At 58.0% G+C, this 20,342-nt stretch carries 21 protein-coding genes; 16 read left to right on the top strand and 5 right to left on the bottom strand.

What is annotated here, in order from left to right; genetic code table 11:
* The first annotated feature begins 14 nt into the window (after positions 1 to 14).
* Positions 15 to 386, top strand: a complete 372-nt coding sequence (locus BM235_RS13175; protein ID WP_090113757.1) for an iron chaperone — start codon at positions 15 to 17, stop codon at positions 384 to 386.
* Positions 387 to 423: 37 nt separating this feature from the next.
* Here BM235_RS13175 and BM235_RS13170 read toward each other — a convergent pair whose 3' ends face one another.
* Together BM235_RS13170 and gdhA are read right to left on the bottom strand one after the other, a co-directional pair.
* Entirely contained in the window at positions 424 to 771 is a 348-nt protein-coding gene (locus tag BM235_RS13170; protein ID WP_090113755.1) for a hypothetical protein, read from the bottom strand.
* A gap of 155 nt (positions 772 to 926) precedes the next feature.
* Positions 927 to 2,306 (bottom strand): NADP-specific glutamate dehydrogenase, encoded by a 1,380-nt coding sequence (gene gdhA / locus BM235_RS13165; RefSeq protein WP_090113753.1) that lies wholly within the window; start codon positions 2,304 to 2,306, stop codon positions 927 to 929.
* Between the two features lie 151 nt (positions 2,307 to 2,457).
* Between gdhA and BM235_RS13160 the strand changes: the two genes are divergently transcribed.
* The 7 genes from BM235_RS13160 (at position 2,458) to BM235_RS13130 (ending at position 10,694) form a co-directional block, all read left to right on the top strand.
* Positions 2,458 to 3,360 carry a LysR family transcriptional regulator gene (locus BM235_RS13160; RefSeq protein WP_090114612.1) on the top strand — a complete coding sequence of 301 codons (903 nt, stop codon included), beginning with the start codon at positions 2,458 to 2,460 and terminating at the stop codon, positions 3,358 to 3,360.
* A 229-nt stretch (positions 3,361 to 3,589) separates the two neighbouring features.
* Positions 3,590 to 4,177, top strand: a complete 588-nt coding sequence (locus tag BM235_RS13155; protein WP_090113750.1) for a TetR/AcrR family transcriptional regulator — start codon at positions 3,590 to 3,592, stop codon at positions 4,175 to 4,177.
* 127 nt (positions 4,178 to 4,304) lie between these two features.
* Entirely contained in the window at positions 4,305 to 5,183 is an 879-nt protein-coding gene (locus BM235_RS13150; protein ID WP_090113747.1) for a haloalkane dehalogenase, read from the top strand.
* Positions 5,184 to 5,302: 119 nt separating this feature from the next.
* On the top strand, positions 5,303 to 6,886 hold the full coding sequence (locus BM235_RS13145) for an extracellular solute-binding protein (RefSeq protein ID WP_090113745.1): 1,584 nt from the start codon (positions 5,303 to 5,305) through the stop codon (positions 6,884 to 6,886).
* Between the two features lie 321 nt (positions 6,887 to 7,207).
* Positions 7,208 to 8,074: an ABC transporter permease gene (locus tag BM235_RS13140; RefSeq protein ID WP_090114610.1), complete on the top strand. Its 867-nt coding sequence runs from the start codon at positions 7,208 to 7,210 to the stop codon at positions 8,072 to 8,074.
* A gap of 12 nt (positions 8,075 to 8,086) precedes the next feature.
* Positions 8,087 to 8,980 (top strand): carbohydrate ABC transporter permease, encoded by an 894-nt coding sequence (locus BM235_RS13135; protein WP_090113742.1) that lies wholly within the window; start codon positions 8,087 to 8,089, stop codon positions 8,978 to 8,980.
* A 97-nt stretch (positions 8,981 to 9,077) separates the two neighbouring features.
* The gene (locus BM235_RS13130; RefSeq protein ID WP_090113740.1) at positions 9,078 to 10,694 is read left to right on the top strand and encodes an extracellular solute-binding protein; all 1,617 of its coding nucleotides are present in this window, start codon (positions 9,078 to 9,080) and stop codon (positions 10,692 to 10,694) included.
* A 116-nt stretch (positions 10,695 to 10,810) separates the two neighbouring features.
* Here the strand turns inward: BM235_RS13130 and BM235_RS13125 are convergent, their stop codons facing one another.
* On the bottom strand, positions 10,811 to 13,039 hold the full coding sequence (locus BM235_RS13125) for an AraC family transcriptional regulator (protein ID WP_090113738.1): 2,229 nt from the start codon (positions 13,037 to 13,039) through the stop codon (positions 10,811 to 10,813).
* Positions 13,040 to 13,309: 270 nt separating this feature from the next.
* On the opposite strand from BM235_RS13125, the gene BM235_RS13120 reads away from it, so the two are divergent.
* The 6 genes from BM235_RS13120 to BM235_RS13095 all read left to right on the top strand — a co-directional run bounded on the left by BM235_RS13120 (position 13,310) and on the right by BM235_RS13095 (position 16,394).
* The gene (locus BM235_RS13120) at positions 13,310 to 13,966 is read left to right on the top strand and encodes a TetR/AcrR family transcriptional regulator (RefSeq protein WP_090113736.1); all 657 of its coding nucleotides are present in this window, start codon (positions 13,310 to 13,312) and stop codon (positions 13,964 to 13,966) included.
* A gap of 22 nt (positions 13,967 to 13,988) precedes the next feature.
* Positions 13,989 to 14,363 (top strand): DUF4180 domain-containing protein, encoded by a 375-nt coding sequence (locus BM235_RS13115; protein ID WP_090113735.1) that lies wholly within the window; start codon positions 13,989 to 13,991, stop codon positions 14,361 to 14,363.
* 29 nt (positions 14,364 to 14,392) lie between these two features.
* Entirely contained in the window at positions 14,393 to 15,127 is a 735-nt protein-coding gene (locus BM235_RS13110) for a formylglycine-generating enzyme family protein (RefSeq protein ID WP_255374361.1), read from the top strand.
* Between the two features lie 78 nt (positions 15,128 to 15,205).
* Positions 15,206 to 15,427, top strand: a complete 222-nt coding sequence (locus BM235_RS13105; RefSeq protein WP_090113733.1) for a spore germination protein — start codon at positions 15,206 to 15,208, stop codon at positions 15,425 to 15,427.
* Between the two features lie 93 nt (positions 15,428 to 15,520).
* The gene (locus BM235_RS13100; protein ID WP_090113728.1) at positions 15,521 to 15,946 is read left to right on the top strand and encodes a VOC family protein; all 426 of its coding nucleotides are present in this window, start codon (positions 15,521 to 15,523) and stop codon (positions 15,944 to 15,946) included.
* A 52-nt stretch (positions 15,947 to 15,998) separates the two neighbouring features.
* Positions 15,999 to 16,394, top strand: coding sequence for an RrF2 family transcriptional regulator (locus BM235_RS13095; RefSeq protein ID WP_090113726.1), 396 nt, complete (start codon positions 15,999 to 16,001; stop codon positions 16,392 to 16,394).
* A gap of 30 nt (positions 16,395 to 16,424) precedes the next feature.
* Here the strand turns inward: BM235_RS13095 and BM235_RS32045 are convergent, their stop codons facing one another.
* Positions 16,425 to 16,562: a hypothetical protein gene (locus BM235_RS32045; protein WP_158543869.1), complete on the bottom strand. Its 138-nt coding sequence runs from the start codon at positions 16,560 to 16,562 to the stop codon at positions 16,425 to 16,427.
* 149 nt (positions 16,563 to 16,711) lie between these two features.
* Here BM235_RS32045 and BM235_RS13090 point away from each other — a divergent pair, with 149 nt between their 5' ends.
* A complete protein-coding gene (locus BM235_RS13090) occupies positions 16,712 to 17,743 on the top strand; it encodes an ATP-binding cassette domain-containing protein (RefSeq protein WP_090113724.1) in 1,032 nt (343 codons plus the stop codon).
* Positions 17,740 to 18,552: an ABC transporter permease gene (locus tag BM235_RS13085; protein WP_090113722.1), complete on the top strand. Its 813-nt coding sequence runs from the start codon at positions 17,740 to 17,742 to the stop codon at positions 18,550 to 18,552. Before BM235_RS13090 ends, BM235_RS13085 begins: the two co-directional genes overlap by 4 nt.
* A gap of 443 nt (positions 18,553 to 18,995) precedes the next feature.
* Here BM235_RS13085 and BM235_RS13080 read toward each other — a convergent pair whose 3' ends face one another.
* Positions 18,996 to 19,883, bottom strand: coding sequence for a fructose bisphosphate aldolase (locus tag BM235_RS13080; protein ID WP_090113719.1), 888 nt, complete (start codon positions 19,881 to 19,883; stop codon positions 18,996 to 18,998).
* Between the last annotated feature and the right edge of the window lie 459 nt (positions 19,884 to 20,342).

Genomic DNA, 20,342 nt, shown 5'->3' with positions numbered 1-20,342 from the left:
CGGGAGGGAGTCCAATGGAAGTTTTCGCGGAATACCTGGATCGCATCGACAACCCGTCCCACCGGGAGAGACTCGAAGCGGTTTTCGAATGGATCATGGATAAGTTTCCGGCGTTGAGGCCCAAGATCGCATGGAATCAGCCGATGTTCACCGATCACGGCACGTTTATCATCGGGTTCAGCGTTGCCAAGCCGCATATGGCCGTCGCGCCGGAGAAGGCAGGCATGCTGCGCTTTGCGGACGATATCGCGCAAGCCGGTTACGCGCATACCAAGGAGCTCGTGCGAATTCCTTGGGACAGCCCGGTCGACTTGGCGCTCCTGGAGAAAATGATCGCGTTTAACATCGCGGATAAAGCGGACTGCGAGACATTTTGGCGCAAATAGAGAAGCCCGGGCGTCCGAGACGCCGCGGGCTCTTCGTCTATGAGTTTAACGCTTCCTTGAACGCCCTCATTTTCCGTCCGATCTCCGTTCTGATCCGCTTCAACGTCCAGATTTGCTCCCACAGTTGCTCGCGGCTCGCTTGTTCGCTCTCGCTTTGCAGCTTGCGATATAAGACGATGAGCGTCCGATTGACATCGTTAAAGTACGCGATAAGCTGATCGCGCTGCCGCTTGCGGACCTCGGTCCGCTCGTCGTGCGCGGGAGCGCTCAGCTCCGCCAAGATCGACCGCTGCCATTCCTCGTCCTTGATGGACACCGCATAATTGTACAGATCCAGATAATCGTCGATCCGCTTTTCACGTAGCGCGTTCCCGTCGTGACTCATGATCTCCTGTCTATTTCAACTGTTTTATACCGACAATTATACTCGGATAAATAGGTATTTCAAGTGGATTTCCTTTTCTTAAAAGAAACACTCCGCCGGATGAGCCGGAGGAGTGCGGGATAAGCATGGATTAATTTTTGATAAGTACCGAGTCCTTAAACCCCTTGCGCAAGCATGGCGTCGGCCACTCGGACGAAGCCGGCGATGTTGGCGCCGATCACGAGGTTGCCGGGAATGCCGTATTGATCGGCGGCCTTGATGCATTCGCGGTAAATGTTGTGCATGATCGTCTGCAGCCTGGCATCGACTTCTTCCATCGTCCAGGACAGTCTGGCGCTATTCTGGGCCATTTCCAGCGCGGATACGGCTACGCCGCCTGCGTTGGCGGCTTTGGCCGGCGCGAAGAGCACGTTGTTGTCGAGGAAGACATCGATCGCTTCCAGGGTGGAAGGCATGTTGGCGCCTTCGCCGACGGCTTTGACGCCGCCTTGTACCAGCAGCTTGGCGGAGGCTTGATCGATTTCGTTTTGCGTGGCGCACGGCAGCGCGATGTCGCAAGGAATCGACCAGATGCCGGCGCAGCCTTCGACGTAGACGGCATCCGGATGCTCGAGGACGTAGTCTTTGCAGCGTTTGTTTTCGACTTCCTTGAGCCGCTTGATCGTAGCGAGGTTAATGCCCTCCGCATGATAGATATAGCCGGCAGAATCGCTGCAGGCCACGACCGTGGCGCCGAGCTGGATCGCCTTTTCCATGGCGTAGATCGATACGTTGCCGGAGCCGGAGACGACGACTTTGCTTCCCTTGAAGCCGGAACCCGCGTCTTGCAGCATTTCCTCCACGAAGTAGACCGCGCCGTAGCCGGTCGCTTCCTTGCGGCCCAGGCTGCCCCCGTAGCCGATGCCCTTGCCGGTAAGCACGCCCGCTTCGTACGCGCCGACCAGCTTCTTGTACTGGCCGAACATGTAGCCGATCTCGCGCGCGCCGACGCCGATATCGCCCGCCGGAACGTCCTTGTCCGGTCCGATATGCTTGCTGAGCTCAGTCATGAAGCTTTGGCAGAAGCGCATGATTTCAAGGTCCGATTTGCCTTTGGGATCGAAGTCGGAGCCGCCCTTGCCGCCGCCGATCGCCTGCCCGGTCAGCGCGTTTTTAAGGATTTGTTCGAAGCCGAGGAACTTGATGATGCTGGCGTTGACCGAAGGGTGGAAGCGAAGGCCGCCCTTGTACGGGCCGATCGCGTTGCTGAATTGGACGCGGAAGCCGCGGTTGACCCGAACCTTGCCTTCGTCGTCGACCCACGGCACGCGGAACGACAGGATGCGGTCGGGCTCGACCAGCCGATCGAGGACGGCGTTCGCGATGTAGGCGGGATTCTGGGCGAGCACGGGAACCAGGGAGAGGAAAACTTCCTTGACGGCCTGATGGAATTCGGGCTCGTTCGGGTTGCGCTTTTTGACGGTCTCGAACAGGCCGTCGACGTAATCGTGCGCGTGCGTCGCGTGCGTTTGTTCGATTTTTTCGAGGATGCTCATGCGTCCAAAACTCCTTTAGGTGCAATGGCCAAAAGCCATTTCGCTTTTTTATAGATCGTAGTTTAATATTATGATCGAAGTCGTTGATCGCTCCAATATTCAGTTACGATGAAGTTAATGCGTTTTGCGTATGAAGGAGAGGCGATTGGCTCTGGAAATCAGGCAAATGCGATATTTTATGGAAGTCGCGAAGCGGGAGCATGTGACGGATGCGGCCAACGCGCTGCATGTCGCCCAGTCGTCGGTGAGCAGGCAGCTGCTGCAGCTGGAGAGCGAGCTGGGGGTGGACTTGTTCATTCGCGAGGGGAGGAGGGTCAAGCTCACCCCGAACGGAAGGCTCTTTCTGGCGCGCGTGGAGCAGATCATGAATATGATCGGCGAGGCGAAGCGAGAGGTGAAGGAGCATTTGGAGCCGGAAAAAGGAACGGTCCGTATCGCGTTTCCGATCAGCCTGGCCGCCCATGTGATGCCGACGGCTATTTATGCGTTCCGCCAACGGTACCCGGAGGCCAAGTTCCAGATGCGGCAGGCGCTCTATCGCGATCTGATCGAGGGCGTCGTTCACGGCGAATCCAATCTCGCGTTGATCGCGCCGCTGCCGGCCGAGGAGAAAAAGATTCGCTCCAAATTGCTGTTCACCGAAAAAATCGTCGCCCTGCTGCCGGTCCACCACCGGCTTGCCGGTCAGCCCGGCGTACGGCTGTCGGAGCTGAAGGACGATCCTTTCGTCACTTTGCCGGAAGGGACGATTTTTCGCGAGATCGTGCTGAATGCGTGCCGCGAGATCGGCATCGTGCCGCACATCGCGTTCGAGGGCGACGATATCGATGCGTTGAAGGGGCTTGTCTCCGCCGGTCTCGGCGTGGCGCTCATGCCGGAGGTCACCTTGGTGGACATCATCCCGCAGTCGACGGTGAAGCTGCCTCTGATAGACCCCCAGGTGACGCGCACCGTAGGCGTCATCTCCCCGACGCAGCGCAAGCTGTTGCCGACAGAGCATCTATTCTATCATTTTCTCTCCGATTTTTTCGCCGATTGGAATCGTATTCCATAATAGGGGAGCGGCAGGCTTGTACCGAAAGCTGCGTCCATCGACGCAATCGAGATGAAGCAGGCGACTGGCCTGCTTCGTTTTGTATCTTTTATTCATGCAATATCCATATAACCCGCTTCATCAGGATGATTCTCATATATGGGGAGGAAAGAGGTCCTTTGTATTGACATTTAATTCAACGACATCTAAAATAACAATGTAAGCAAGCACTTGCATTAGGGGTGAGCGCATGAGTGCTAGTCCGACTACAAGCGAAAAAATATTGCTGGCAACCATCGAGCTCATGGCGGAAAAAGGATATGACGGCACAACGACCAAGGAAATCGCGCTAGCTGCCGGCGTGAACGAAGTCACTTTATTTCGGCATTTTGGAACGAAGGAAAAACTGCTTGAGGCCGCCTTCAGCCGCTTCCACTATGGCAATGAGATGACAAAGCTTTTCAACGAGGGTCTTAAAGGACTTCTTCATGAAGATTTGCTTACGGTGAGCCGAACGTATCATAACATCATGAACCAGAACAGAAAACTGATTTCGATCGCACTTAAAGGAAGCAGCACGCTGCCTGACTCAGTACTGCTAGAGGCTTCGCGCAACCCGAAGCACCTGCAAAGTTTGCTCGCTGATTATCTAACCAAAATGTCATCCGAAGGCAAAGTGATCTCCTCAAACCCCGATATCCAAGCATTATCGTTTATGTGGATGAATTACGGGGCGTTTATTAGCGGACTAAATGCCAAAGAAGCAACCTCGGAAGATACGCTGGACGAATTTATCGAAGAAAGCGTAAGTATATTTACTAAGGCACTAAGCCCTTAGGTTTTGGTTTCTCTAAGAGCAGCCTCCAACGGGGGCTTTTCTTATTATTTATATGAAAGTATGTGCTTGCATTCATCGTGCAGGCATTTACCTATAACAATCCCACATATGAAAGGTTTGATTCCGAATGGTTAAACCGTCTATCCCATACGCCAAAAAGCGTCAACGGGTGCTTGGTCTGGAGATGGCCTACGTAGACGAAGGAAGCGGCAATCCGATCGTCTTCCTGCACGGCAATCCTACTTCCTCTTATCTCTGGCGTGAAATTATTCCTTATGCGCAACAATTCGGTCGTTGCATCGCTCCTGACCTCATAGGTATGGGCGATTCGGAAAAAATTCCCCATAGCGGTCCCGATTCCTATACCTTCTTAGAAAATCGCCGCTATCTCGATGCCCTTCTGGATCAACTTGGCGTTGGCGAACAGGTTACCTTTGTGGTGCACGACTGGGGTTCGGCTCTGGGATTCGATTGGGCGTATCGTCATCCGGATGCCGTTAAAGGAATCGCCTACATGGAAGGAATCATAAAACCTCGCAGTTGGAGCGAGCTTCCGGAACGGGGACGGAAAATTTTCCAGGCATTACGCTCAGAGGAAGGCGAGCAGATGGTGTTGGAACGCAACTCTTTCATTGAGACGAACCTTCCGATCGGCATTCTTCGTAAGCTGACGGAGGAAGAGATGAATGAGTATCGTCGGCCATTCTCGCTGCCTGGCGAAGGACGCCGACCGACATTAACCTGGCCGCGACAACTTCCGTTCGATGGGGATCCGGCCGATGTGACGGACATTGTTAACGCGTACGGAGAATGGATGGCGCAGAGCGCGTTCCCGAAACTCTTCGTCAACTGCGATCCGGGCACGATGCCGGCATCTCATGTGGCGTTTTGCCGTACCTGGCCCATGCAAACGGAGATCACGGTCCGCGGGCTCCATTATCCCCAGGAAGATTCGCCTCAAGAAATTGGCGAGGCACTTGCAGCCTGGTTAAAGGATTTAACATAGTCGTTAAGAATATGGAAGGGATAGGTTAAAGCGGATTGAGAACGCGGTCCGCGGGGGGAATCCGTATTCCCGCGGGCAAGATGGATGATGTAAACTGTAGTGAGAAAGGGGGCACGGCGATGAAGCATACCATACGCGCATGGAGAACGGGCGTCGTTGCGGCGGCCGTCCTGCTGCTGGCTGCATGCCAGGGCCATGGTTCAGGCGATGCGTCTCTCCCGTCGCCGTCAGCTTCCTCCGCGTTTACGCATCCAGACGCGAACGGCGGCCGATCCGCCGATGACCGTTCCGAGCACGTCGATCTACAATTCTATATGCTGGGCAGCGCGCCGCCGGACATGCCGCGGATCCAGAGCGCCATCAACGAGATGACCGAAGCGGAGCTGAACGCGTCGGTCACCTTCAATTTTATCGCTTGGACGGATTACGATCTCAAATACAAGCAGCTGCTGTCCTCTGGCCAGTCGGTCGATCTGCTGTTCACGGCCGACTGGGCGCAGTATCAGACGTATGCCAAGCGGGGCGCCTTTCTGCCGCTGGACGACTTGCTGCCCGCGGCGTCGCCGGCGCTTCAGCGCTTCGTCCCCCAGGAGACGTGGGACGCGGTGCGGATCGACGGCCACATTTATACCGTGCCGTCGACTTTCAAAGAGTACGTCACCGGCGGCTTCGTATGGCGCGAGGATCTCCGCGAGAAATACGGACTGCCCAAGCCGGTCGATATCGCCACCTTCGAAGCGTACCTGGCGGGGATCAAGCGGCACGAGCCGGATATGCAGCCCGTCGCGATCGGCGCCGAGGTGCAGAACGCGCTCGCCTTCTCGCAGCTTGACGTGACGCGCCATTCGATCGGCTCGATGCCGTATGGTTTGCTCGCTACGTACGCGAACCCGGCGGACGTCCGGTCGTATTGGGGATCCCCGGAGCAGCTGGCGGATCTGAAGCTGTTCAAGCGTTGGTCGGATCTCGGCTATTTTTCCAAAAACGAGCTGAATACGTCCGAATTCAATCAGGACCGCATCATTGACGGCTCCGCGGCCGCGATGTTCGGCGACAACCTGATACGGTACAACGAAGCGCTGAACAACATGCAGGCCGCGCATCCCGACTGGCGGCTGGGCTATTATCCGTTTCCGATGGCCAAGGGCTATGCGACGCCGGTTCATCCGACGCACAACGGCTTCGCGATCCCGAAGAGCGCGAAGCATCCTGAGCGCGCGCTTGCGTTCTACGAGAAGCTCGTCACCGACGAACGTTATAACCGCTTGACCGAATACGGCATCGAAGGCGTGAATTACACGATCGAAGACGGCTACTACCGCATGATCGGCGATACGTCGACGAACGGCTTCCCCCGCGAGGCGATGAACGGCTGGGCGTGGCGCAATCCCGAGTACATGCTGTTCGCGCCGAGCTACGACGAGATTCGAAGTACGTTCCGCGAGCTGGACCGCATCCAGAAGCCCGACATCTACACCGGCTTCGCCGAAGACGACACGGCCTATCAAGCCGAGAAGGCGGCGCTGGATCAGGTTCAGAAGTTGTACTTGTACCCGCTGCTGGCCGGCTTGGTCGACGACGTGGACGCCGGCTTGGCGACGTTCATGAAGGAGGCCAAGGAAGCGGGACTCGATAAGGTGCAGGCGGCGTACAAAAAGCAGTGGCTGGCTTATCTGAAGGAGCGAGGAATAGCCGGAAGTTGACGGTGCAAAGTCGGTCTTAATTGGAAGCACAAGCATGCGATCCCCGCGATCGCATGCTTTTTTTTGCGCGAAATCCTGCATTTGTGCAGAAAAGTCACAATCGTTCACTGAACAAACCGCACGATCCTTCAGGACTGAACGGGATTGTCACTATGGCGCCGGCCGCGCGCCCCCTATAGTTGGAATCAATCCGGAAGGCGCCGCCCTTTGCGGAGTTCACTAACCCAATAGACGCTAGAAGGCGTAAAGGAGGGGCTGGACGCCGTGCCGAAAAAATACGGCTTCGTGCAAGAATTGATCAAAAATCGCACCTTGTTCCTCATGCTGCTGCCGGTCCTCGCGTACTTCCTCGTGAACAATTATGTTCCGATGGTCGGCATCTACTACGCGTTCGTCCGGTTCGACTTCAACACCCCGCTTTTCCGAATGGACTTCATCGGACTCAAAAACTTCGAGTTCTTATGGAGATCGGGCAAGCTGACGGAGCTGACGTACAACACGATCGGCTACAACCTGATCTTCATCGGGCTCGGCAACGCGCTCTCCGTGACCGTGGCGATCCTCGTCAGCGAGGTGAAGAGCAAGTGGTTCAAAAAAATCACGCAGTCCGTGCTGTTCCTGCCGTACTTCGTCTCCTTCGTTATCCTGAGCGTCATCGTGTTCAACATTTTCAACTTCGAGCACGGCGTGCTCAACACCGTCCTTAAAGCGCTCGGCGCGGATCCGGTCGACGTGTACAGCAAGCCGAAGGTCTGGATCCTGCTCATCGTCGTGTTCTATCTGTGGAAAAGCTTCGGCTACAGCATGGTCATCTATCTGGCCGCGATCACCGGCATCGGCGAGGACTACTACGAGGCTGCGAAAATCGACGGCGCGAACACGTTCCAGCGGGCCTGGCACATCACGCTTCCGATGTTGAAAAATACGTTCGTGATTCTGCTGCTCTTCTCGCTCGGCACGATCATGAAGGGACAATTCGACCTGTTCTACCAAATGGTCGGCAACAACGGCCTGCTGTACAGCACGACCGACATCCTCGATACGTACGTGTACCGCTCGCTCAAGGTGACGTTCGACATGGGCATGGCGACGGCGGCGGGCGTTTATCAATCGCTGTTCGGCTTCACCCTGATCATGGTCGTCAACGGGATCATCCGCAAAATCAACAAGGAATACGCGCTGTTCTAGGAGGGGAATCGCATGAAAATCAAGGAAGACCGCTCGTCCGTCTGGTTTCAGCTCATCGCGCATGCCGTCGTCGTCGCCGGGAGCATCTTGTGCATCCTGCCGTTCCTCTTGATCGTGTCGGCCTCCTTCACGAGCAACGCCTCGATCATCCGCGACGGCTACAGCTTGTGGCCGAAGGACTTTTCCTGGGAAGGCTACAAGGTCATCTTCCAGGTACCCGACGAGGTGCTGCGCGCGTACGGGGTGACGTCGACGGTCACCGTCGCCGGCACGGCGATCGGCCTGCTGCTCATGACGATGGCCGGCTACGTGCTGCAGCGCAAGGATTTCAAGTACCGGAATTTCTTCTCCTTTTTCATCTACTTCACGACGCTGTTCGGCGGCGGACTCGTGCCTTATTACATGCTGGTCAACAACTATTTGAAATTCACCGACTCGTATTATGCGCTTATCTGGCCTTCGCTCATGACGCCTTTCCTTATCATTCTGATGCGAAGCTTCATCGGTTCGGCCGTGCCGGACGAGGTCGTCGAGTCGGCGAAGATCGACGGCGCGGGAGACTTCCTGATCTATTGGCGCATCGTGATGCCGCTGGCGGTGCCGGGCCTCGCGACCATCGGGCTGTTTCTCGCGCTTCACTATTGGAACGACTGGTTCTCGTCCGCCCTCTTCATCAACGACACCGCCAAGTACCAGCTGCAATTTTACCTGTACAACATTATCAATACGTCGTCGTTCCTGACGAGCATCGGCGCGGGTGCCGGCATCATCCTCTCGGAGGGCATCCCCTCGGAGACGATGAAGATGTCGATGGCGGTCGTCGTCACGGGGCCGATCCTGCTCCTGTATCCCTTCGTGCAGCGGTACTTCGTCAAGGGCCTCACGATCGGCGCGGTCAAAGGCTAGCTCGGCCTGAACGATTAGAAACGATTAGAAGCGGTTAGAACCGGCATGCGCGCATGTCCGGCTAACATAGATCATCACTTGAACAGGGAGGATTCATATGCTAAAAAACGTAAACAAATCAGCGGGAGTCGCGCTGTCCATGGCGCTCATGGCATCGGTGTTCGCGGGCTGCAGCGGCAGCAACAACGGGGAGGCCGGCGCTTCGTCCGAGCCCGCCAAGGCGTCTCCTTCGGCATCGCAATCTTCGTCCGCGGCGGCTTCGTCGTCCGCTGCCGCCTCCGCTGTGCCTGCAGGCATCGATACTTCCAAGAAGGTGCATCTTCAATTCTACATGCTCGGCAACGCGCCGAAGGACCTGCCGAAGGTCGAAGCCGAGATCAACAAGATGGCGCAGGAGGACCTGAACGCGACCGTCACGTTCAACTTCACGACCTGGACGGATTGGGACCAGAAGTACAAGCTGCTGCTGTCGACCGGACAGGACGTCGATCTGATCTTCACGGCCGACTGGACGCAGTACCAGCAATACGCCAAGAAGGGCGCCTTCCAACCGCTGGACGATCTGCTGCCGACCGCCGCGCCGGCGTTGAACGACTTCGTGCCGAAGGACATGTGGAACGCCGTCAAGATCAACGGCAAGATCTACACGGTGCCCGCGACGTATCAGGAATACGTCACCAACGGCTTCGTCTGGCGCGAGGATCTGCGCAAAAAGTATAATTTGCCTACGCCGGTCGACATCCCGACCTTCGAAGCCTACATGGACGGCATCAAGAAAAACGAGCCGACCCTGCAGCCGCTCGCGATCGGATCGGACGTTCGCGGTTCGCTGAACGACACGTACCTCGACGTCTTCCGCAAAAAGGTCGGCGCCCTGCCGTACGGCATGTTCGCCTCGTACGACAAGCCGGCCGAGATGACTTCCTATTGGGGATCGCCGGAGCAGCTCGAGGATCTGAAGCGGTTCAAGAGCTGGGCGGATAAAGGCTACTTCTCCAAAAACGAGCTCAACGAAAAGGCGACCAACCAGGAAAAGCTCGTCAACGGCACGGCGGCGGCGATGCTCGGAGACAATCCGACGCGCTTCAACCAGACGAACGGCAATATGAAATCGCTTCATCCGGATTGGGAGCTCGGCTACACGCCGTTCGCGGTCGCGACGGGCTATGCGACGCCGGTACATCCGATCCACAACGGCTTCGCCATCCCGGCGAGCAGCAAAAACGCCGAGCGCGCGCTGGCCTTCTACGAGAAGATGGTGCTGGACAAACGCTACAACCTGCTGACCCAGTACGGCTTCGAGGGCACGAACTACACGGTCGACGGCGGGTACTACAAGATGGTCGGCGACGCCAACACGAACGGCTTCCCGCGCGAGGGCATGCAGGGCTGGGCGTGGCGCAATCCCGAGTTCATGCTGTTCGAGCCGAGCTACGACGGCGTCAAGGCGATCTTCGACCAGCTCGACAAGGTACAAAAGCCCGACATCTACACCGGCTTCGCGGAAGATTATACGGAGTATCAGGCGGAGAGGTCGGCCCTCGAGCAGGTCGAGAAGCAGTATCTGTTCCCGCTGCTGGCCGGCCAAGTCAAAGACGTCGAAGGCGGCGTGAAGACGTTCATGGACAAGGCGAAGAAGGCGGGCCTCGACAAAATCCAGGAGTCGTACAAGAAGCAATGGCTCGCGTATCTGAGCGAGTCGGGCATCCAGTAAGACTTTGCTTAGATACGGCGACGGTAAAGAAGACCTGCAGGGAGCCGCTCGATGGCGGTTGCCAGCAGGTCTTTTGCGTAGCGGGTCGGGCCACTCATGGAGTTACGAACTCTCTGTTACTGCTGCCCGCCCTGCGCCTTGCGGAATTCCACCGGCGTCACGCCGGTTAGCTTCTTGAACATGCGGTGAAAGTAGGAGCTGTTCGTGAAGCCGGTCCGCTCCGCGACCTCGGCGACCGGATCGTCCGACGACATGAGGATCGCCTTCGCTTTTTCGATGCGGACGTTGTTGATCATGTCTACGATCGTCGTGAACGTATGCTGACGATAGACGCGGCTCACATGGTAGGTCGACATTTTCAGCTCCTCGGAGATCGAATTCAGGCTCAGGTTCGAATCGTCGTACCGGGTCTCGATGAGCGCGTTGATTTTGCGGATCAGATCCTCCTGCTTGTTGCTTCGCTTCTCGAACACCTTGGCGCTCAGCTGGCCGAAAAAACGGCCCATCGCTTCCGTCAGCCCGTCGAGCGTCTCGAATTGATCGATGCCGGGAATGCTGAGCTCCGCGCCGATGCCGAGCTGCAGCGAGCCGTTCCGCTCGATCTCCGCCAGCATGTTGCCGAGCGTGACGGCCACATGGTTTGCCGCGGATTGCGTGACTCTGAACGGCGAGTCGGCGGTCTCGAGGAGGATGTCCCGGTACAGGGCGGCCGCTTCCTCCGCTTTGCCCGCGACGAGGGCGTCCAGCATCTTTTTTTCCTTGCCGACGGAAAAGGAGTGGCGGTCGCCGGGGCCGGGCGTCGCCTCGATGATCGCGCCGCAGCCTCTGAAGAAGCGGCGATCGGTGGCTTCCCGGGCGAGCTTGTACATGGCGTGCAGCTCGTGCGGGCTCTTGGTGGCCGGCGTCAGCGACACCGTGAGGCCGATGCGCAGAAACTCCGCGCACGCATCCTGGATCTCCTTGAGCATGGCGAGCAGCGCCTCCGCGTCCTGCTCCTTTCCGCCGGTATTGATCAGCATTAGAATGCAGTCGTCTTCTAAATCCACCGTATCTGCGCCGTACAGCTTAGACGAGATCTCGGCGGCGATATTCATGATCGCGAATTTGTACGTGAGCAGGTCCTTGGGGCTCTGGCTGCGTACCCGATCGAAGCCGTCGATCCGCAGGAGTGCGAGTTGATACGGCTGCGTGAAGTCGAAGGCGATGCCGGCGCTGCGCAGCTTTTCAAGCTGGAAGGCCGGATCGAAGTCCTGGATCTGAATGAGCTTGCGCAGCGTATTCTGGCGCAGCGTGTAGCTGCTGTTGCGCTTTTCCGATTCCAGGTCGGACATGCGCTTCTCGATCCGGTTGATCGGCACATATAGATAACGGGACATGAGCCAGGACAGCAGCAGCCCGACGGCGAGGATCGCGCCTGCGACCTGCAGCGTTTTGCCGCGAATGTCCTTCGTCTTTTGCGTGATCTCCCCGTACGGCGTGATCCGGACGTAGTGCCATTCGTAAGGCGTAGGCGCCGTGTATGTAATAAGCGACTTCGCGCCCTCGAACTCGGCGACGGCGAAGCCGGATTCGGGCTTGGCTACGAAGCTTTGAAGAAGCGCGAGATCCGACTCGCCCAGCTTCGCGCTCATGAGATCGTCGACGGAACGCACGACGTCGTGATCGTCGAGCAGGTACGTGCGCCCGGCGCTTGCGGTTTCCGTTTTGCCTAGCTCCCGGTTGATCCAGGATGCCGACAGGTTGACGATGACGGCGGAGTTGATCTCCCGGTTGAAGTTGATGGCATCGTAGCACAGGTACGTATAGACGCCGAGATCCGGCGCGTTGGCCGCAGCCGACTTGATCGTCCGCGGGATCGGCGTAAACGGCTTGTAGTCCCTGTAGCGGCCCAAAATATCGAGGATGCCCGCGTCCTGTACCTCCGACTCGCGCCAGATGCCTTCCTGGCCGTTTTGCGCTGCGATATAGTAGTAGCCGGAGGCCGGATTGTAGACGTAGATCGATTGAATGAAGGGCATCGTCGATAAATAATTGCGTAAATCCAGCATCGCGGCTTGCGTATCGAAGGCGTCGGGCTTGCTGTAATAGAGCATCTTCGTAATCGCGCTGTTGCGGTAAATCTGGAAGGCGACCGTCTGCGCGCTTTCGGTCGTGTTGGCGACGGCCTTGCCCGTCTGCCGAAGATTGGCGAGATCGTTTTCGACGGCTTCGTCCTGCAGCACGCCCGTGAAGATGAGGTAGAAGATGAAGTTGCTCGCGATCAGGACGAGGACGATGCTCAAGGTGAGTCCCAGCAAAATTCTCACGTACAGCTTTCCGTTGCGGCGGATTCGGTTTAAGCGCATCGATGGGCTCCCTTCGGGTTTCTATGGCATCGATCGGATCGAAGGTGTTTGTATCATTATATATTCGGGATGTGAACGGATACAGTGGCTGAATTCCCCAGTCGTGAACGAAAAAGGGATTGAACGGTGAACAATCCGGGCATGAGTGAACGATTCTGCGGAAAGGACGGTATTTAGGAGTGAAGTAAGGGGGGAATTGACAACAATTGGGTTCATCGTCTAAGCTTTATTTATTCCGACTGATCAGTATAAATAAACGGAGGCGATACCATGCCCAAAGTCGGAATGGAGCCGAGACGCAGGGCCGACGTCGTCAACGCGACGCTCGTCTGCATCAGCAGGTACGGCATCGACGGGATGACGCTGGACAAGGTCGCGGATCAGGCGGGCTGCTCGAAGGGCGTCGTCACCTATTATTACAAAAACAAGGACGAGCTGACGACCGAAGCGTTCAAGTCGTTCATGGCGTACTACGGCGCGAAGATCGAAGCGGAGATATCGGACGGCATGACGGCGGGGGCGATGCTCGAGATTGCGCTCAAGCATATGCTGCCTCCGGCGGGGCAGGATGCGGGAGCGAGCGTCAGCGTGTCGCAGCTGGACGGGATCGGGGAGATGCGCATTCCGTACGAAGACCAAGGCCGATTGTTCGTCCAATTTTTTTCGCGGGCAGCCGTGGATCCGAAGCTGCGCGAGGTGGTATCAGGCAGCTACGAGAGGGATCTGGCGGGCATCGCGCGGATTTTCGAATTCGGCGACCGGACGGGTGAGATGTCGGCGCCGGATGCGCACAGCGCGGCGTATGGCTTGATGGCCATGGTCGTGGGCTTGAGCTTCTTCCGCGTAGCGAATGTGGCGCCCGCCAGCGGCGCGGACAACCGGTACATCGGCGAGGAATTCGCTAGACGCTTCATGAAGCGTAAATGAGCGAACAAAGGAGGAGAAGAACATGTGGAAAATAACGAAAGCCGAGGCGGAAGGGCGCGAGCCCGTGGCCGTCGTGAGCGGGGACGTCATCGGGGACGTTCAATCCGCGCTGGATATGATGGCGAACGTACGGTACGAGACAGGTTTCGATCGAATCGTGATCGACGGGACGATGCTGGGCACCGGGTTTTACGATCTGAAGACGGGATTGGCCGGGGAGATCGCGCAGAAATTCGTCAATTATCAGGTGAAGCTCGCGATCGTCGGCGACTTTTCGGGGTATACGAGCGCGAGCAAGAGCTTTCGCGATTTTATTTATGAATGCAATCAGGGCAGGGATCTTTTTTTCTTGCCGACGGAGCCGCAGGCGATCGAAAAGCTGGGCGCGACGCGTTAGTGCGCGTGAACGAGGTGTTTGCGGACGAGATGGAACCATACGATAGGCGCAAGAGCCAGTCAGCTTCGTATCCGATGGCGCAAATTCCCGCGGGATGCGTCCATCTAAGGGACGACCGCAAAAAGACCGCGTGGATGGCGGAAGTCGGTTCGTTTCTGCTGGCGCCGGTGCCGGTGACGCGCGGGCTGTACGACGCGATCGTCCGGACGGAGCGGTACGGAATCGAAGAGGATGAAGTCTTAGCCGAATGTCCGGTGACGGATGTTTCCTGGCTGGACGCGATTCGTTTTTGCAATGCGATGTCGCGTCGATCGGGCTTCAAGGCCTGTTATGCCATTGGCGAGGACGGAGAGACGGTCGCATTCGACGGTCAGGCGGATGGGTATCGCCTTCCGACGGAGGCCGAGTGGCAGCATGCGTGCCGAGCCGGCACGGACGGCTACCGGTACGGAGACTTGGACGAGATCGCATGGTATCGGGACAACGCCGGAGGGGCCGTGAGAATCGTGGGCGGGAAGCTGCCGAATCCGTGGGGGCTCTACGACATGCTCGGCAATGTATGGGAATGGTGCTGGGACGTCTACGATGCGCAAGTATACGGCGCCTATCGGATCTTTCGCGGCGGCAGCTGGGCGGAGGAGGCGAGAGGCTGCGGGGCGACGGTTCGCCGCCGAAGCCATCCGGCGTTTAGGATCGACGATCTCGGCTTCAGGCTCGCCAGATCCTGCCCGGAATCGGCTTTTAGCGATTCCATATACATTTGACTTAGGAACGGTCACGGCGAACGCCTGCCTTTCATACCTTATCTAAAGCGTTATAAACTTACCGATGAGGTAACCGACATGCCCTCCATAATTGGTAAAGTAAAGATTCTTAACGTCAACCAGGGCTCGAATGTCCAATTTGGCGACACGGGATTCATCTCTCTGACCAGTACCTCCAAAAATTACGGCGGAGCGGCTTCGTTTTCGCCTGGGGACGCTTTCGGCAGCGTCAGCAATAACCAGTTAAGCAAGACCAACACGGTCGATACGGACGGGGTCGACAATTCTAACGTAGTCTAAGCCGCTCGCGGGTAATAAAAAAAGGAGGCGGAAGGCACTGGCAGCGAACGCAAGGCGCCCGAAGCGATCAATCCGTGTTGGGAGGAATGAACGATGAAGCCGCGCATGACGGTGCTGACCTTGGGCGTCGAAGATTTGGAGAGATCGCTGGCGTTTTACAGGGACGGGATGGGCTTGCCTACGAAAGGCATCGTCGGAACGGAGTTCGAGCACGGCGCGGTCGCTTTTTTCGATTTGCAAGCGGGCTTGAAGCTTGCGATCTGGCGCCGCCAGGATCTCGCGCACGAGGCGAAGGTGGCCCAGGCGCCGCCCAGTTCGACGGAAATGACGATCGGGCATAACGTGGCGAGCAAAGAAGAGGTCGACCGGGTCTTGGATCAGGCGCGGCAAGCGGGGGCCGTCGTCACCGATCCCGCGCACGATACGTTTTGGGGCGGATATTCCGGTCACTTCATGGACCCGGACGGCCATCTATGGGAAGTCGTATGGAATCCGGCTTGGGAGACGGACTTGCTTTAACGCTCCGCCGAGGCTATCATGGGCATACAAAGTCCATCATCGAGGTGTGCCAATGAAGTTTTCGCAGGCGACGGATTACGCGCTCCATGCCATGATGTTTCTGATGAGTCAAGCCCCGGACAAGCCCGTGGGGGTGCAGCTGCTTGCCGACAGACTCGGCGTTTCCCAGACGTATCTGTCCAAAATGTTGAGCAAGCTGGTTAAGGCGGGGTTGATCGGCTCCGTGTCCGGCGCGAACGGCGGATACCGTCTGAAGGCTCATTACGAACGTATTTCTTTTCTGGACGTGATCCATGCGATCGAAGGAACGGCATCGATCTTCGAATGCGGGCTGAGCCACGGCGAAGATTGCATGATCCAGAAGGTCGTTATGGACGCCGAGCAGCAGATGGAGCGATATCTGAGCGACAAGAAGATCATCGATGTCGCCAGACAGCGCGCGATATAACGAAAGAGGCCCGAGGGGGCCTTTTTTTCGTTATTCCGCGTCCTTTTTCTCGTAGGCGATCAGCGTGACCGCTTGTCCGCTGGCAGCGGTCAACTCCTGCTCCAGCCGCTTCAGTTCATCGAGTTGCTCATCTTCGAGTTTCGCAAACGCATATCGGGAATCGTCCACGTTCAAGCCTCCTCGCTTTTATGCTCGCGCTCCTTATTATGGTCGGACTATGGTGCGCTTATGATTTTTTGGCCGCGCTGACCGGTTCATATTCAATTCACATTCGCGCCTTAGTATCCGTATTAATCAGTTCAACAGGAGGAATGACGATGAACGCGATTCACGTAAACGATAAGGCGGTCGGCGGTGGAGAATGGGCCGTCGAGGCGTCCGGGCTCGTTAAAACGTTCGGCAGCAACCGCGCGGTGGACGGCGTGAGCCTGAACGTACGCGCAGGATCGATCTACGGCGTGCTCGGTCCCAACGGCGCCGGCAAGACGACGACGATCCGGATGCTGGCGACGCTGCTCAAGCCCGATGCGGGCTCGGCGCGAATTTTCGGCCACGACGTGACCAAGGAATCCCAGATCGTCCGGCAATTGATCGGGGTGACCGGCCAGTACGCCTCGGTCGACGAGTCGCTTAGCGCCACGGAAAATCTCATTATTTTTTCTCGGCTGCTCGGGCTTGGGCGTGCCGAGTCGAGGCGGAAGGCGGCGGAGCTGCTGGAGGAATTCGGCTTGACGGAGGCCGCCAAGCGGCCGCTCAAAAACTTCTCGGGCGGCATGCGACGCCGGCTGGATCTCGCCGCGAGCCTGATCGCGCAGCCGCCGCTCATCTTCCTGGATGAGCCGACGACGGGACTCGATCCGCGGACGCGCGCCCAGATGTGGGAGACGATCCGCAGACTGGTGAAAACGGGCTCGACCGTCCTGCTCACGACGCAGTACTTGGACGAGGCGGACCAGCTGGCAGACCGCATCGCGGTCATCGACCGCGGCACCGTCGTCGCCGAAGGCACCGTCGATGAATTAAAAGCTTCGGTCGGCACTTCGTCGCTTCATCTGCGCGTACAGGACCAGCCGGCGATCGGCGAAGCGAGACGGATCGTCGAGCGTGTGCTTCAGGTGACGTCCAGCGTGACGTCGGAGGCCGGCAAGATCACGGCGCCGATGGCGGACGCCGATCGCGTGACCGATCTCCTCGTCGCGCTGCGGGAGTCAGGCATCCGGCTGTCCGAGATCAGCGTGCAGAAGCCGACCCTTGACGAAGTGTTCTTGACGATTACCGGCCGTGGCGCGCAGGAGAACGCGGCGCCGAATACGCAAGCATCCCATCGCAAAGAGGAGGTCATGCTATGAAAAGCACGACAGCCGTCAACCCGGGCGCCCGGCTCAAAAACCGCACGAGCTTCGGCCAGTCCGTCCGCCACTCGCTGACGATGGCATATCGCGGCCTGCTTAAGATTAGGCGCACGCCCGAGCAATTGTTCGACGTCACGCTGCAGCCGATCATTTTCACGCTCATGTTCACCTATATTTTCGGCGGGGCGATCTCCGGCGACGTCATCAGCTACTTGCCCGTCATCATTCCGGGCATCCTCGTGCAGACCGTCATCACGACCTCGATCGTGACCGGCGTGCAGCTGCGCGAGGACATGGACAAAGGCGTGTTCGACCGCTTCAAGTCGCTTCCCATCGCGCGCATCGCGCCGCTCGCCGGGGCGCTGCTCGCGGATACGATCCGGTACACGATCGCCACGGTGCTGACCTTCGGCATGGGCTACATCATGGGCTATCGCCCGGACGGCGGCCTCGGTCACGTCGCGATCGCCGCGCTGCTCGTCATTTTCTGCTCGTGGGCCATCAGCTGGATCTTCGCCTTCTTCGGCGTCATCGCCCGAACGGCCTCGAGCGTTCAAGGCATCTCCATGATCGTGCTGTTCCCGCTCACGTTTCTCTCCAACGCTTTCGTGCCGACGAAGACGATGCCGAACTGGCTGCAGTGGTTCGCCGACATCAATCCGATCTCGCATCTGGTGACGGCCGTCCGCGACCTCGCGAACTCGGGCACTGTCGGTTGGGACCTAGGCATCTCGCTGATCGGCGCGGCCGTCATCGTCGCGATCTTCGCGCCGATCACGGTGCGGGCTTACATGCGGCGGACATAGGAGTGGTGCGGGGGGAGTGTCGAAGGGAGACAGGGGGCCATCGCCTGCTGTAGAGAAGGCGATGGTTCGAATGAGGCGCTCACGGTGGTAATCGCCTGCTGAATAGAAGGCGATGGTTCAAATGGAGCGCCTGCGGCGGTGATCGCCTGCTGAATAGAAGGCGATGGTTCGAATGGAGCGCCTGCGGCGGTGATCGCCTGCTGAATAGAAGGCGATGGTTCGAATGGAGCGCCTGCGGCGGTGATCGCCTGCTGAATAGAAGGCGATGGTTCGAATGGAGCGCTCGGGCGGCCATCGCTTGCTGTAGAGAAGGCGATCGCTCGGTTACCCGCGTTCCCGCCCTCATGGCCGCACCCCCGACGCCGGATCGCCGCTCCGCCGCTCCGCTGCACATGAATAACCCCGAGCGTTCTCAGCTCGGGGTCTTGTCGAATCTTTTACACTTATTTAATAGAAGCTTCGTATATATTCCGCACCGATTCGGACAGCATCTCGTTAAATTCTTCGTCCGACTGGCCGGCGCTCAAGCCTTCGGACAGCGCGCGCGAGAAGCTCGCGATCAAGCCGTGGTTGCGCGCGAGACGCTCGTTCGCTTCGGCTTGCGAGTAGCCGCCGGACAGCGCGACGACGCGAAGCACATGCGGTTCCTCGATCAGTTCGGCGTAGAAGTTGTCTTCGGTCGGGATAGACAGCTTAAGCATGACCTTCACGTCCGGACCGAGCGCGGCGAGCTGCGAGAGGAGCTCGGCCTTCAGCAGCTTTTCCGATTCGGCTTTGTCCGCGCTGGCGATGTCCACTTCGGGCTCGATGATCGGCACGAGGCCAGCGGCCGCAATCTGCTTGCCGATGGCGAATTGCTGCTCCACGACCTGCCGGATACCCGCGGGATTCGCCTCTTTAATGAGGGAACGCATCTTGGTCCCGAAAATCCGTCGCTCGACGGCCCGCTTCAACAGCGCGTCCAGTCCGTCGATCGGCTTCAGAAGCTGAACGCCGTCGGCCTGCTCGGCCAATCCCTTGTCCACCTTGAGGAAAGGAACGATGCCTTTCTTTTCCCACAAGTAGTCCGCGGTCAGCAGTCCATCGATCTCCCGGTCCATCGTATTCTCGAACAGAATGGCGCCGAGAATGTACTTCGAGTCGAACGCCGGGCTCTTGATGATGCGCGTCCGCATCTCGTGAACGAGCGCATACATCGCTTCCTCGCCCGAATAGCTGCTCTCCGGCACGCCGTATTGCAGCAGCGCCTTCGGCGTACTCCCGCCGCTTTGATCCAGGGCCGCAACGAAGCCCTTCCCCGTGCGAATCCGTTCCAGTTGTTCCGCGTTCATCGATGTTGCTCCTTCCCGAATTTAGCGTATTCTGAGCGATTGGCAGCCTTGTCCATCTCATCATAGCATTTTAGCGCCCGGTTGCATAAGCGGGGAAATCAGCAGCTAACATGCGCATTTCTGGTGCATCTTCGCGTCAGCCCCCGTGCGCCGAGTCGGCTGCGAAGTATGCAGGTTTGATCCTAGCCGAGACTACCTGCGCCGAGTCGGCTGCGAAGTATGCAGGTTTGATCCTAACCGAGACTACCTGCGTCGAGCCGGCTGCGAAGTATGCAGGTTTGATCCTAGCCGAGACTACCTGCGCCGAGCCGGCCGCGAGGGAGGCAGGTTTGTTCTTAATCGAGACTACCTTCGTCGAACCGGCTCCCAAGGAGGCAGGTTAGTTCCTAACCGAGACTACCTGCGCCGAGCCGGCCGCGAAGGAGGCAGGTTGTCCCTAACCGAGACTACCGTGACACT

The organism is Cohnella sp. OV330 (assembly GCF_900112065.1).
Classification (GTDB): domain Bacteria; phylum Bacillota; class Bacilli; order Paenibacillales; family Paenibacillaceae; genus Cohnella.
The sequence above is the reverse complement of the archived record's forward strand: the minus strand, read 5'-3'. Positions and strand labels throughout refer to the sequence as shown.